Genomic DNA, 14,201 nt, shown 5'->3' on the forward strand with positions numbered 1-14,201 from the left:
GCGTTTCGCAAGCAACGCCTGCCGTACTATTGTGCACTGCAGCACGAGATTGCCTGTTTCCGGGCAAAATTCTTCGTGACATTTTCACCCGCCTTAGGCTAGTGTGCCCCGATAACCGAGAGGGCGGAGAAAAATCTGCCCTCCTACGCGGTCAAAGTCTTGGGAGGATGCGATCTAGGCGCGGTAACTCGCTGCCGCCGGACACCGGAAACAGATCGGACGCGTTTAAATTGCAAGGCCTCGCGCCTTGCATTTTTTTTGTGCAATCATTTGGTTAGCAAGACAGATTGCCAAACTACATGACGTTGCGTCAGCCCAAATCCGGCCCACGGCCTTTACTTGGGTTGACCTTGCTGGCTGAGCTTGATTTCAGGGCGTCGGCATAGGTCTTGGATAGCAGGACATTGGGTAGCCGGCTAATGCGCTGGGCTCTGGTTGAAATCCGGCACGATGTGCGGGATGTCGTCGATGCCGAGACCAAGCCCTCTCGTGATGCCGTAGAAGATGCCCATCAGGACCAGTGTGGCGATCGTCGTGCGCAGTGCGGCGCGCACCATATGCGGTCCGCGCGGCGCGCTCGGAACCGTACCCAGCGTCACATCCTGGTCCTCGTCCTGCGTCCGCATGCTGAACGGCAGGACGGCGAACAACACCACCCACCATGTGGCGAAGAACAGGGCGATGAAAGAGACCCAGCTCATGCTTGCTCCAGTTCGACCAGCGTGCCGAAAAAGTCCTTGGGGTGCAGAAACAATACAGGTTTGCCATGCGCGCCGGTCTTCGGATTGCCATCGCCCAGCACGCGCGCGCCGCTGGCCTTGAGACGGTCGCGCGCCGCAACAATGTCGTCAACCTCGTAGCAGACATGGTGCATGCCGCCGGACGGATTCTTCTCGAGGAATGCCGCGATCGGCGAGCCTTCGCCGAGCGGCTCCAGCAACTCGATCCTGGTATTGCCGACGTCGACGAACACCGCCGTCACGCCATGCTCCGGCAGCGCCTGCGGCGCGGTCACGCGGGCGCCAAGCGTATCCCGATAGGCCGCCGCCGCCGCAGCCAGATCCGGCACGGCAAGCGCGACATGGTTGAGGCGTCCGAGCATTGACTGCGTCCTTAGGGCAGTAAGGCAATAGGGCAGTATGGGAGTAGGGAAAACTACTTTCTCCCCTACTGCCGTACTGCCGTACTGCCCTACTCCCCTATTCCCTTACCGCGTGACGAACACCGTCACCAGCGGCTTCTTGCCCCAGGCTTCGTTGGCCGCGCCGCGCACCGCGCGCCGCACCGCCTCCTGGACCAGGTCGAGGTCTTTTCGGCGCTGGCGGGGGATGGAGTCCACGGCGCCGATTGCCGCATCGATCATCAGGTCTTCCAGGCTCTCGCCGCTGCCATCGGCCTCGGCGACGCCGATGGCGACGAGATCGGGATCGCCGGCGAGTTCGTATTTGTCGTCGAGCACGACATTGACGGCGACGTGGCCGGCGAAGGACAGCTTGCGCCGGTCGCGAATGCCCATCGCCTGGTCGGTGCCGACCAGCCTTCCGTCCTTGTAGATGCGGCCGAACGGCACCTGGTCGATGATCGCAGCCGCACCCGGATAGAGCCTGAGCATGTCGCCATCGCGCACCTGCGCCACCTGGCCGATGCCGGACGTCGACATCAGCGAGCCCTGCGCCACCAGATGCGCCGCCTCGCCATGCACGGGAACGCCGATCTGCGGCCGCACCCATTCATACATCTTGCGCAATTCGCTGCGGCGCGGATGACCGGAGACATGCACCAGCGCATCGCCGTCCTCAATGATCTTGATGCCGAGATCGATCAGGCGGTTCTTGATCTCGAGGATCGCCTTCTCATTGCCGGGAATGGTGCGCGAGGAAAACACCACCGTGTCGCCGGCAGTCAGCGCCACCGACTTCATCTCGTCGCGCGACAGCTTGGCGAGTGCGGCAAGCGGCTCGCCCTGGCTGCCGGTACAGATGATGACGAGGTTTTCGCGCGGGATGAAGCCGTAATCTTCCTCGGCGATGAATTCCGGCAAGCCGTCCATATAGCCGAGTTCATCAGCCACATCGATGACGCGCTTCATCGAGCGGCCAAGCACCAGGCACTGGCGGCCGGCATCCCGCGCTGCCTTGGCGATGGAGACGATGCGCCCGACATTGGAGGAGAAGCTGGTGACGGCGACACGGCCCTTGGCGTTCTGGATGACGCTCTTGATGCCCTCGCCCACCGCCACTTCGGACGGCGATTCCCCTTCCCGCAACGCATTGGTGGAATCGCAGATCAGCGCCAGCACGCCCTTGTCGCCATAGGCGCGGAAGCGTGACTCGTCGGTCATCGGCCCCACCGTCGGCGCCGGATCGATCTTCCAGTCGCCGGTATGGATGACGACGCCGGCCGGAGTGGTGATCGCCAGCGACATCGGCTCGGGAATGGAGTGCGCGACGGGGATGGCCTCGATCTCGAACGGACCGACGGTGAATTTCTCGCCGGCCCGGTAGATCGTCACCGGAATTTTCGGCGCCCCTTGCTCGCCCTGCCGCTTGGCTTCCAGCAGGCCGGCGCTGAACGGCGTCATCCACACCGGCGCCTTGAGCTTCGGCCAGATGTCGTGCAGCGCACCGTAGTGGTCCTCATGCGCATGGGTGATGACGATCCCGCGCAGATTGGCGACATTCTCCTCGATGAAGCGCGTGTCGGGCAGCACCAGGTCGACGCCGGGCAGGGTTGCATCGGGAAAGGTGACGCCGACATCGACGACGATCCATTCGCGCGCATTGGCCGGGCCATAGCCGTAGAGGGCGAAGTTCATGCCGATCTCACCGACACCGCCGAGCGGCACGAAGACAAGTTCGGCGTTTTCCGCTTTCGCCATGATCTTTCCTTCCTTGCCCGTCAAACTCTTGGGCCGGTCAAATTCAAGCTGGTCAAATACAGGCCAGTCAAACGTATTGGCCAGTTAACCGCCGGCCGAGGCAACCGCGCCGAAATGCACGTCGCCGGCGGCGATCGTCAGAACCGAACCTTCATCGTCGCGGATCACGAAACGGCAGTCCTCGTCAATGGTCTCGAAGGTGCCGCGCACCACATTACCGTCAATTCTGACAGCAACCTGCCCGCCAAGCCCCGCCGCACGCGCCAGCCACCGCTGCCTGACGGCGGCAAGCCCACGCCCTTCGTTCCACAGCCGAGCATTCTCGCTCCATGCATCCGACAGCGCCAGAAACAGCGTCTCGGCATCGCAAGCAGACCCCAGCGCGTTGAGCGACGTCGCTGGATAGGGCAAATCCCTGGGATAAGCCACCACATTGACGCCGATGCCGACAGCCACTGCGGAACGGCCCCCCTCCAGCATCGCCGATTCCAGTAGGATGCCGGCGAGCTTGGCGCCCGAGGCAAGCACATCGTTCGGCCATTTCAGCTCGAAACGGTTCTTGCCTTGGCTCGCACCATCGAGGCCGATCGCGATCCTGCCCTTCGGCACGACAGCGTCGAGCGCGTCGGCCAGCGCCAGTCCGGCAACGAAGCCGAGCGTCGCGGCAAGCCGAAGCTCGGTGTTGGTGATCACCAGCAGCGTCGCTGCCAGATTGCCTTCGGGCGTCGCCCAGGCGCGGCCACGGCGGCCACGCCCGGCTTCCTGCTTTTTTGAGACGACCCAGAGCTTGCCCGGATCGCCGGCCCGCGCGTGCTCCAGCGCCAGCGCATTGGTGGAGCCGACCGTGTCGTGCGCCTCGAGCCGGAACCCTTCCGAAGCCGCGGTTGGAGCCAGCCTGAATGTCATTCCGTCAGTAGAAGGTCTTGGCTGCGGCAGCGGCATAGGTTCCGATCGGGCCGCCGATCAGCACATAGAACAGCACGAAGGCGCCGCAGACGCCGAGCACGACGCGCAGTTCGGTCGCCATCGGAACGAAGCCGCCGACCGGTTCGTCGAACCACATGATCTTGATGATGCGCAGATAATAATAGGCGCCCACCACCGAGGCCAGCACGCCGATGATCGCCAGCGCGTAGAGATTGGCATTGATGGCGGCAAGGAACACGTACCATTTTCCCCAGAAGCCGGCGAGCGGCGGGATACCGGCCAGCGAGAACATCAGGATGGTGAGGATCGTCGCCATGATCGGGTTGGTCGCCGACAGGCCGGCGAGATCGCTGATCTGCTCGACATTGCCCTCCTTGCGCCGCATGGCGAGGATGAAGGCGAAGGTGCCGAGCGTCATCACCAGGTAGATCAGCATGTAGATGGCGACGCCGCGCACGCCGTCCTGGCTGTTGGCGGCAAGGCCGACCAGCGCATAGCCCATATGGCCGATGGAGGAATAGGCCATCAGCCGCTTGATGTTGGTCTGGCCGATCGCCGCAAAGGCGCCGAGCGCCATCGACGCGATCGAGATGAAGACGATGATCTGCTGCCAGTCGGCGGCGATCGGCTTGAAGGCGCCCATGGTGACGCGCACCATCAGCGCCATCGCCGCCATTTTGGGTGCCGCCGCCAGAAAAGCCGTCACCGGCGTCGGCGCACCTTCATAGACGTCGGGCGTCCACATATGGAACGGCACCGCCGAGATCTTGAAGGCAAGGCCGGCCAGCACGAAAACCAGGCCGAAGACGAGGCCGAGCTGGCGCTCGCCGCCGCTCAGCGCCGCGGCGATCTCCTGGAAGCCGGTATTGCCGGTGTAGCCGTAGACCAGCGAGATGCCGTAAAGCAGCATGCCCGAAGACAGCGCGCCAAGGACGAAATACTTCAGGCCGGCCTCGGTCGAACGCAGACTGTCGCGGTTGATCGCCGCCAGCACGTAGATCGCCAGCGACTGCAGCTCGAGGCCGAGATAGAGCCCGATCATGCCGTTGGCCGAGATCATCAGCATCATGCCGAGCGTGCAGAGCAGGATCAGCACCGGATATTCGAACTTGTCGAAATGCTCCGCCTGGGCAAAGCGGACCGACATGACCAGCGTCACCGCCGAGCCGATTAGCGCCAACACCTTCATGAAGCGGGCGAACGGATCCTGGATGAAGGCTTCGCCATAGGCGTTGCCCTGCCCCGGGGAAAAGATCAGCCAGGCGCCAGCGATCACCAGCACGGCGACGGCAAGGCCGCTCACTGTGACGGTGGTGTTGGCGCGCGAATAGGCGCCGAGCATCAACAGCGCCAAGGCGCCGATGGCGAGGATCAGCTCTGGCGTCGAGAGCGACAGGCTGGAGAGAAGGTCCGGCGTCATGGTTCGCAAAACCCCAGTCAGTTCGCCGCCGCGGTCTGCGCGGCGCCGATGGATGCAGTGACATTGGTGACGAGCGCCTTGACCGATTCGGCCGTCGCGTCGAAGATCGGCGCCGGATAGACGCCGAAGAAGATGACCAGCGCGACCAGCGGATAGATGATCACCTTCTCGCGTGTCGACAGGTCCAGCAGGCCTTTCAGGCTTTCCTTGGTCAATGCGCCGAAGATCACCTTGCGGTAGAGCCAGAGCGCATAGGCCGCCGACAGGATGACGCCGGTGGCGGCGAAGAACGCCACCCAGGTGTTGACCCGGAACACGCCGAGCATGGTCAGGAACTCGCCGACGAAGCCGCTGGTGCCGGGCAGGCCGACATTGGCCATGGTGAAGATCATGAACACGGTTGCATATTTCGGCATGTTGTTGACCAACCCGCCATAGGCGTCGATGTCACGCGTGTGCATGCGGTCGTAGACGACGCCGACGCAGAGGAACAGCGCGCCTGAGACCAGGCCGTGCGAAAGCATCTGGAAGATCGAACCCTGGACGCCTTCCTGGTTCATCGCGAAGATGCCCATGGTAACGAAGCCCATGTGGGCGACCGACGAATAGGCGATCAGCTTCTTCATGTCCTCCTGCATCAGCGCCACCAGCGAGGTGTAGATGATGGCGACGACGGAGCGCGTGAAGATCAGCGGCGCGAACATTTCGGATGCGATCGGAAACATCGGCAGCGAAAAACGCAGGAAGCCATATCCGCCCATCTTGAGCAGGATGGCGGCCAGGATCACCGAGCCGGCCGTCGGCGCTTCGACATGGGCGTCCGGCAGCCAGGTATGCACCGGCCACATCGGCATCTTCACCGCAAAGGAAGCGAAGAAGGCAAGCCATAGCCAGGTCTGCATATTGGCCGGGAAGTTGTGGGTCAGAAGCGTCGGGATGTCGGTGGTGCCGGACTGGAAGAACATCGCCATGATAGCGAGCAGCATCAGCACCGAGCCGGCCAGCGTATAGAGGAAGAACTTGAACGAGGCATAGACGCGCCGCTTGCCGCCCCACACGCCGATGATAATGAACATCGGGATCAGGCCGGCTTCGAAGAAGACATAGAACAGGACGATGTCGAGCGCGCAGAACACGCCGATCATCAGCGTCTCGAGCAACAGGAAGGCGATCATGTAAGCCTTGACGCGCTTCTCGATCGATTCCCACGAAGCGAGGATGCAGAGCGGCATCAGGAAGGTGGTCAGGATGACGAACAGCATGGAGATGCCATCTACGCCCATATGGTAGGAGATGCCGGAATCCAGCCAGGCAAACTTCTCGACGAACTGGAAGCCGGGCTGCGAATTGTCGAAGCCGGTCCAGATGAACAGCGAAACCACGAAGGTGAAGGCGGTCGTGAACAGCGCAATGGCGCGGATGTTGCGGCGCGCATTGTCGCTGTCGTCACGCACGAAAAGGATGAGCAACACACCAACCAGCGGCAGGAAGGTGACCAGCGATAGGATCGGCCAGGCGGTCATCAGAGCATCATCCAGGTGACGAGTGCGGCAACGCCGATCAGCATGGCGAAGGCATAGTGATAGAGATAGCCGGTCTGCAGCTTGACGACGCGGTTGGTGACGTCGACGACGCGCGCCGAGATGCCGTCCGGCCCGAGCCCGTCGATGATAGTGCCGTCGCCGGTCTTCCACAGGAAGCTGCCGAGGCGCTTTGCCGGCCGCACGAACAGGAAGTCGTAGAGCTCGTCGAAATACCATTTGTTGAGCAGGAAGGCATAGAGCAGGCGATGGTTGGCCGCGACGCTCCGAGGCATTTCCGGCGCGCGAATGTAGAATTGCCAGGCTATCGCAAAGCCGATCAGCATGGCGATGAACGGCGCGAGCTCGACCCAAAGCGGCAGTTCGTGGATCTCGTGCAGGATGTGGTTGTCAGGCAGCGTGAACAGCGACACCTTCCAGAATTCGGCATAGCCCTCGCCGATGAAGGCGCCGTGGAAGATCACGCCGGCGAACAGGGCGCCTGCCGCCAGGATGAACAGCGGCACCAGCATGACCGGCGGCGATTCATGGACATGGTGCATCACCTCATGGCTGGCCCGCGGCTCGCCATGGAAGGTCATGAAGATCAGCCGCCAGGAATAGAAGGAGGTGAAGCAGGCGGCAACGACCAGCAATATGAAGGCAAACCCGGCGACCGCATTGTGGCTGGCAAAAGCGGCTTCGATGATGGCGTCCTTGGAGAAGAAACCGGCCGTGCCGATGATCGTCACCGGGATGCCGACGCCGGTCAGCGCCAACGTGCCGATCACCATCATCCAGTAGGTCGTCGGGATGAGCGTCCTCAGGCCGCCCATCTTGCGCATGTCCTGCTCGTCGGAGACGGCGTGGATGACCGAACCCGAGCCGAGGAACAGTAGCGCCTTGAAGAAGGCGTGCGTGAACAGATGGAAGATCGCCGCGCCATAGGCGCCGACGCCGAGCGCCACGAACATGTAGCCGAGCTGCGAACAGGTCGAATAGGCGATGACACGCTTGATGTCGTTCTGGACGAGGCCAACTGTCGCCGCGAAGAAGGCGGTGAAGGCGCCGATGAAGGTGACCACGGTCAGCGCCGAATGCGACAGCTCGAACAGCGGCGACAGCCGCGCCAGCATGAACACGCCTGCCGTCACCATGGTGGCGGCATGGATCAGCGCCGAGACCGGCGTCGGGCCTTCCATGGCATCCGGCAGCCAGGTGTGCAGCGGCACCTGCGCCGACTTGCCCATGGCGCCCATGAACAGGAGCAGGCAGACGACTGTCATCGCGGCTTGCTTATCAAGCGCATAGCCGAGGAAGGTCAGTACGGCCGGACCCTGCTGCGCGCCTTCGGCCGGAATGAACGTCGCCGCATTGGCGAAGATGGTGCCGAGATTGACCGAGCCGAAAAGCACGAACACGCCGAATATGCCAAGCGCGAAGCCGAAATCGCCGACGCGGTTGACGACGAAGGCCTTGATCGCAGCCGCATTGGCCGACGGCTTCTTGTACCAGAAGCCGATCAGCAGATAGGAGGCCAGACCGACACCTTCCCAGCCGAAGAACATCTGCACGAGGTTGTCGGCCGTCACCAGCATCAGCATGGCGAAGGTGAACAGCGACAGATAAGCGAAGAAGCGGGGCCGGTCCGGGTCGTGATGCATGTAGCCGATCGAGTAGATATGGACCAGCGCCGACACCGTATTGACGACGACCAGCATCACTACGGTCAGCGTGTCGATCCGCAGCGCCCACGACGCTTCGAGGCCGCCCGACTGGATCCAGCGCATCACCGGCACGGTGAACACCTCGCCGCCGCCGAAGCCGACCGAGAAGAAGGCAACCCACGACAGCACAGCCGCGATCACCAGGAAGCCTGAGGTGATGTATTCGGAAGCCTTGGCGCCGAGCGAGGTGCCGAACAGGCCGACGATCAGGAAGCCGAGCAGCGGAAGGAAGACGATGGCCTGATACATGGTGGTTCCGTCAACCCTTCATCATGTTCACGTCTTCGACCGCGATCGAGCCGCGGTTGCGGAAGAAGACGACGAGAATGGCAAGGCCGATCGCCGCCTCGGCCGCCGCGACGGTCAGCACGAACAGTGCGAACACCTGGCCGACCAGATCGCCGAGCGCCGCCGAAAAGGCGACGAAATTGATGTTGACCGCAAGCAGGATCAGCTCGATCGACATCAGGATGACGATGACGTTCCTACGGTTCAGGAAGATGCCGAACACGCCGAGCGTGAACAGGATCGCCGATACGGTCAGGTAGTGCGCGATGCCGACGACCATCTCAGACTCCTTCGCCCGTCTTGACCTTGCGGATTTCCACTCCGGTTGCCGGCGTGCGGCCGACCTGGGCGGCGATCGACTGCCGCTTGACGCCCGGCTTGTGGCGCAGCGTCAGCACGATGGCGCCGATCATGGCGACCAGCAGCACCAGCCCCGCCACCTGGAAGTAATAGAGGTAATCCGTATAGAGGATGTCGCCGAGCGCCGCCGTGTTGGAGCGCGCGGCCAGGTCCGGAATGGGCTTGGCGACCGTCGCCGCCAGTTTCGGCGCGAATGTATAGCCGCCGAGCACGACGATCAGCTCCGCCGCCAGGATCAGCCCGACCAGCGCGCCGATCGGTGCATATTGCAGGGCGCCTTCCTTCATTTCGGCGAAGTCGACGTCGAGCATCATGACGACAAACAGGAACAGCACCAGCACCGCGCCGACATAGACGACGAGCAGGATCATCGCCAGGAACTCGGCGCCGGTCAGCATGAACAGGCCGGCGGCGTTGAAGAAGGTCAGGATCAGGAACAGCACCGAATGCACGGGATTGCGCGCCGAAATGACCATGAACGCCGATGCCACCGCGACAAAGGCGAAGAGGTAGAAAAAGGCCGCCTCTAGTCCACTCAGCATGGGTTCCCCCGGGTTTCCTGTCCGAACAGGACATTCGTCCTGTTTTTTGCCACCGCCTCCGGCCGGCAAGTTGCGTGTTCCTTAAACGAGGCCCCTCGCCCCGTCCATGCGTCAAATATCAGCGGTAAGGCGCATCCAGCGAGATGTTGCGCGCAAGTTCACGCTCCCAGCGGTCGCCATTGGCCAGAAGCCTGTCCTTGTCGTAATAAAGCTCCTCGCGCGTCTCCGTCGCGAATTCGAAATTCGGCCCCTCGACGATAGCGTCGACCGGGCAGGCTTCCTGGCAGAAGCCGCAATAAATGCATTTCACCATGTCGATGTCGTAGCGCACGGTGCGCCGCGTGCCGTCATTGCGGCGCGGGCCGGCTTCGATGGTAATGGCCTGCGCCGGGCAGATCGCCTCGCACAATTTGCAGGCGATGCAACGTTCCTCGCCGTTCGGATAGCGGCGCAGCGCATGTTCGCCACGGAAGCGCGGGCTGACCGGCCCCTTCTCATGCGGATAATTGATCGTCTCCTTCGGCGCGAAGAACTGGCGCATCGACAGGAAGAAAGCACTGACGAAATCCTGCAATAGCAGTGACTTGGCGGCCTGGGACAATGCTGACATCAGGCAAACCCCGTGATCTTGAGGAAGGCGGCGGTGGCGACCACCATGAACAGCGAGATCGGCAGGAAGACCTTCCAGCCGAGCCGCATCAGCTGGTCGTAGCGATAGCGCGGCACGAACGCCTTCACCATCGAGAACATGAAGAACACCAGGCAGACCTTGAGCACGAACCAGATCAGCCCCGGCACCCAGGTGAACGGCGCGAAATTGAAGGGCGGCAGCCAGCCGCCAAGGAACAGGATGGTGGCCAGTGCGCACATCAGGACGACGGCGACATATTCGCCCAGGAAGAACAACAGGAACGGCGTCGAGGAATATTCGACCATATGGCCGGCGACGAGTTCCGATTCGGCTTCCACGAGGTCGAAGGGCGGACGGTTGGTTTCCGCCAGCGCCGAGATGAAGAAGACGATGAACATCGGAAACAGGGACAGCCAATGCCAGTCGAGGAAGGTATTGGGCAGGCCGATCCTCGTGCCCAGCCCATCCTGCTGCGACAAAACGATATCGGTCAGGTTGAGCGAGCCGACGCAAAGCAGCACGGTGACGATGACGAAACCGATGGAGACTTCGTAGGACACCATCTGCGCCGCCGAGCGCAGCGCACCGAGGAACGGGTATTTCGAATTGGACGCCCAGCCGCCCATGATCACGCCATAGACCTCGAGCGAGGAGATGGCGAAGACGTAGAGGATGCCGACATTGACGTTGGCGATGGCCCAGCCCTCATTGACCGGGATCACCGCCCAGGCTGAGATCGCAAGCACCGCCGACACCAGCGGCGCCAGCAGAAAAACGCCCTTGTTGGCGCCGGACGGAATCACCGGCTCCTTGAAGACGAATTTCAAAAGGTCAGCGAAGGCCTGCAGCGTGCCCCATGGGCCGACGACGTTCGGTCCGCGGCGCAATTGCACCGCCGCCCAGATCTTGCGGTCGGCGTAAAGCACATAGGCGACGAAGATCAACAGAACGACGATCAGCACGACCGACTTCAAAAGGATCAGCAGCGCCGGCAGCACGTAGAAGGAGAAGAAGGTGTCCATGTCTACTCCGCCGCCTGCCTGAAGCCGTTCTTCGCCAAAGCCGAGCACTCGGCCATCACCGCGGAAGCCCGCGCGATCGGGTTGGTCAGGTAGAAATCCTTGACCGGCGAGGTGAAGGTGCCCTTGTTCAGCCGCCCGCCGAGCTTGGCCACCCTGGCGATGTCGGCCGGGTCGCCGGCCGCGACATGGTCGATGCGGGCAAGATGCGGGTATTCCGCATAGAGCCTAGCGCGCAATTGCGGCAGCGAATCGAACGGCAGCTTCTTGCCGAGCACATCCGACAGTGCCCGAAGGATCGCCCAGTCCTCGCGCGCCTCGCCGGGCGCGAAGCCGGCCCGGTTGGTCTGCTGCACGCGGCCTTCGGTGTTGACGAAGGTGCCCGACTTCTCGGTATAGGCGGCACCCGGCAGGATGACGTTGGCGCGATGCGCGCCCTTGTCGCCATGCGTGCCGATATAGACGACGAAAGCGCCGCCGGTCTTGGCCATGTCGATTTCGTCGGCGCCGAGCAGGAACAGCACATCGGTCTCGCCCAGCATGCCGGCGACGTTCCTGCCGCCCTCGCCCGGCACAAAGCCGACATCGAGGCCGCCGACCCGCGCCGCCGCGGTGTGCAGTACGGCAAAGCCGTTCCAGTCGGCCCTTGCGGCGTTGACGGCGACGGCGAGCTTCGCCGCCTGGCCGAGCACGGCCGCGCCGTCCGGACGCGCCAGCGCACCCTGGCCGACGATGATCAGCGGATGCGTCGCCTTCTTCAGCAGTTGAAAGAATTTGCCGTTGCCATCGGCAAGATCCTTCAGCGATTCCGGCCCGGCGCCGAGCTGCTCGTAATCATAGCGCGTATCGCCGACATCGCCGATGACGCCGACCGGCAGATTACCGGCCCGCCAGCGCTTGCGGATGCGGGCGTTGAGCAAGGACGCCTCGAAGCGCGGATTGGCGCCGATGATCAGCACCGCATCGGCCTGTTCGATGCCTTCGATGGTCGGGTTGAAGACATAGCTCGCCCGGCCGAGCGACGGATCGAGTGCGGCACCGTCCTGGCGGCAGTCGGTGTTCTTCGAGCCAAGCGAAGCCATCAGAAGCTTCAGCGCGTAGATCTCCTCGACGGCGGCAAGATCGCCGGCAATGGCACCGATCTTTTCGGGTGCGGCATTCGACACCGCTTCCTTGATCGCGGCAAAAGCCTCGGCCCAGCTTGCGGGGGCCAGTCTGCCGTCCTTGCGCACATAGGGCCGGTCGAGGCGCTGCGTGCGCAAGCCGTCCCAAATGAAGCGGGTCTTGTCGGAAATCCATTCCTCGTTCACCGCCTCGTTGGTACGCGGCAGGATGCGCATCACTTCGCGGCCTCGGCTATCGACGCGGATCGCCGAGCCGACGGCGTCCATGACGTCGATGGATTCGGTCTTGGTCAGTTCCCACGGCCGTGCCTGGAAGGCGTAGGGTTTGGAAGTCAGCGCACCGACCGGGCAAAGGTCGATGACATTGCCCTGCAGTTCCGAAGTCATCGCGCTTTCGAGATAGGTGGTGATCTCGGCATCCTCGCCGCGGCCGATCAGACCGAGTTCCGATATGCCGGCAATCTCGGTGGTGAAGCGGACGCAGCGCGTGCAATGGATGCAGCGGTTCATGATCGTCTTGACCAGCGGCCCGATATACTTGTCTTCGACCGCCCGCTTGTTCTCGTGGTAGCGCGAGGAATCGACGCCGAACGCCATCGCCTGGTCCTGCAGGTCGCACTCGCCGCCCTGATCGCAGATCGGGCAATCCAGCGGATGGTTGATCAGCAGGAATTCCATCACGCCTTCGCGCGCCTTCTTGACCATCGGCGTGTTGGTGAAGATTTCCGGCGGCTCGCCGTTCGGGCCGGGGCGCAGGTCGCGCACGCCCATGGCGCAAGACGCCTGCGGCTTGGGCGGCCCGCCCTTGACCTCGATCAGGCACATGCGGCAATTGCCGGCGATCGACAGCCGCTCGTGGAAGCAAAAGCGCGGAACTTCCGCGCCGGCGTCCTCGGCCGCCTGCAGCAGCGTGTAATGGTCGGGTACAGTGATCTCTTTCCCGTCGACCTTGAGCTTTGCCATTTCGCCTCAAACCCCTGCGGACGTTCCGCAATCTTTCCTTCCGGACGCAGCCGAGACCGCGCACGATATTGAATTCACTTTTTGACCCCGGCCAACGCGGCCGCCTGACCGATCCAGCCGTCACGGCCGATGCGGCCCTTCAACGACAGGTAATCTTCGACCCAGGCGATCTCTTGCGGCGTCCACGCGGCGATCTGGGCGTATGTCCAGATGCCAAGGCCGTTCAGCACCTTTTCCAGTTTCGGCCCGATGCCCGATATCGCCTTGAGGTCGGCCGGCTCAGCTGGCCGGTCCATCGCTTTGGGCTGCTTGAAATCTTCCGGCATCAGCCCGGCCGAGGCATCCGCTGCAACGGTGCTCGCATTCGCCAAGCTCCGCGCCGCGGTGCTCGTCGCAATGTCGGTCACGTCATTGGCGAAGGACTGCGCCTCGGCAATCAGGGTTTTGGTCGCTGCGCGCGCCTTTGTCGAGGAGCTTTTGCCGGTCGCGGAAAAGCGTTCCGTCCTGGCCTCGAAATCCTCGGCGACCGGCTGCCAAAGCCGCTGCGAAGTTTCGGCCGCGCCCGAAAGCACGCCCATCCAGATGCCAAAGGCGTGGTTGGCAAGACCGATGCCGAGTGCCGCCATCGCCGCCGCACTCGCGACAGGATGCGCCAGGAGATTGACGGCATTGGCCATCTCCTTCGGCATCATCCTGGTCAGATCCTGGTTCATCTTCAACAACGGGTCCATATCGGGCGTAAAATCGTCGGGTGTCGAAAACAGCGACATAGGTGGTCTCCTGGTCGTTTCCGTCTGCCCCG

General features: G+C 62.8%; 13 protein-coding genes. All 13 read right to left on the reverse strand.

Annotation, left to right across the window (positions count from 1 at the left end; translation table 11 throughout):
- Positions 1 to 416: 416 nt before the first annotated feature.
- The 13 genes from NKJ09_RS13395 to NKJ09_RS13455 all read right to left on the reverse strand — a co-directional run bounded on the left by NKJ09_RS13395 (position 417) and on the right by NKJ09_RS13455 (position 14,169).
- Complete coding sequence (locus tag NKJ09_RS13395) at positions 417 to 701, reverse strand: DUF1467 family protein (RefSeq protein WP_023720733.1); 285 nt, start codon at positions 699 to 701, stop codon at positions 417 to 419.
- Positions 698 to 1,102, reverse strand: coding sequence for a methylmalonyl-CoA epimerase (gene mce, locus NKJ09_RS13400; RefSeq protein ID WP_352495925.1), 405 nt, complete (start codon positions 1,100 to 1,102; stop codon positions 698 to 700). The genes NKJ09_RS13395 and mce overlap by 4 nt, the downstream gene beginning before the upstream one ends.
- A gap of 105 nt (positions 1,103 to 1,207) precedes the next feature.
- Positions 1,208 to 2,878, reverse strand: coding sequence for a ribonuclease J (locus tag NKJ09_RS13405; protein ID WP_023720735.1), 1,671 nt, complete (start codon positions 2,876 to 2,878; stop codon positions 1,208 to 1,210).
- A gap of 84 nt (positions 2,879 to 2,962) precedes the next feature.
- Positions 2,963 to 3,784 (reverse strand): biotin--[acetyl-CoA-carboxylase] ligase, encoded by an 822-nt coding sequence (locus NKJ09_RS13410; RefSeq protein WP_023720736.1) that lies wholly within the window; start codon positions 3,782 to 3,784, stop codon positions 2,963 to 2,965.
- Positions 3,785 to 3,788: 4 nt separating this feature from the next.
- Positions 3,789 to 5,225 (reverse strand): NADH-quinone oxidoreductase subunit NuoN, encoded by a 1,437-nt coding sequence (gene nuoN, locus NKJ09_RS13415; protein WP_352762872.1) that lies wholly within the window; start codon positions 5,223 to 5,225, stop codon positions 3,789 to 3,791.
- 17 nt (positions 5,226 to 5,242) lie between these two features.
- Complete coding sequence (locus NKJ09_RS13420) at positions 5,243 to 6,748, reverse strand: NADH-quinone oxidoreductase subunit M (RefSeq protein WP_352762873.1); 1,506 nt, start codon at positions 6,746 to 6,748, stop codon at positions 5,243 to 5,245.
- A complete protein-coding gene (gene nuoL, locus NKJ09_RS13425; protein ID WP_023720739.1) occupies positions 6,748 to 8,721 on the reverse strand; it encodes an NADH-quinone oxidoreductase subunit L in 1,974 nt (657 codons plus the stop codon). Before nuoL ends, NKJ09_RS13420 begins: the two co-directional genes overlap by 1 nt.
- 10 nt (positions 8,722 to 8,731) lie before the next feature.
- The gene (gene nuoK / locus NKJ09_RS13430; protein WP_023676620.1) at positions 8,732 to 9,040 is read right to left on the reverse strand and encodes an NADH-quinone oxidoreductase subunit NuoK; all 309 of its coding nucleotides are present in this window, start codon (positions 9,038 to 9,040) and stop codon (positions 8,732 to 8,734) included.
- 1 nt (position 9,041) lies between these two features.
- Entirely contained in the window at positions 9,042 to 9,662 is a 621-nt protein-coding gene (locus tag NKJ09_RS13435) for an NADH-quinone oxidoreductase subunit J (protein ID WP_023720740.1), read from the reverse strand.
- A gap of 118 nt (positions 9,663 to 9,780) precedes the next feature.
- Positions 9,781 to 10,272 carry an NADH-quinone oxidoreductase subunit NuoI gene (gene nuoI, locus NKJ09_RS13440; RefSeq protein WP_023676622.1) on the reverse strand — a complete coding sequence of 164 codons (492 nt, stop codon included), beginning with the start codon at positions 10,270 to 10,272 and terminating at the stop codon, positions 9,781 to 9,783.
- Complete coding sequence (nuoH, locus tag NKJ09_RS13445; protein ID WP_352483051.1) at positions 10,272 to 11,315, reverse strand: NADH-quinone oxidoreductase subunit NuoH; 1,044 nt, start codon at positions 11,313 to 11,315, stop codon at positions 10,272 to 10,274. Before nuoH ends, nuoI begins: the two co-directional genes overlap by 1 nt.
- Before the next feature lie 2 nt (positions 11,316 to 11,317).
- Positions 11,318 to 13,399: an NADH-quinone oxidoreductase subunit NuoG gene (nuoG, locus tag NKJ09_RS13450; RefSeq protein WP_352483050.1), complete on the reverse strand. Its 2,082-nt coding sequence runs from the start codon at positions 13,397 to 13,399 to the stop codon at positions 11,318 to 11,320.
- Between the two features lie 74 nt (positions 13,400 to 13,473).
- Positions 13,474 to 14,169 carry a helix-hairpin-helix domain-containing protein gene (locus NKJ09_RS13455; protein WP_352483048.1) on the reverse strand — a complete coding sequence of 232 codons (696 nt, stop codon included), beginning with the start codon at positions 14,167 to 14,169 and terminating at the stop codon, positions 13,474 to 13,476.
- Positions 14,170 to 14,201: the final 32 nt, after the last annotated feature.

The sequence above is a fragment of the Mesorhizobium sp. M0189 genome (assembly GCF_040322135.1).
GTDB lineage: Bacteria > Pseudomonadota > Alphaproteobacteria > Rhizobiales > Rhizobiaceae > Mesorhizobium.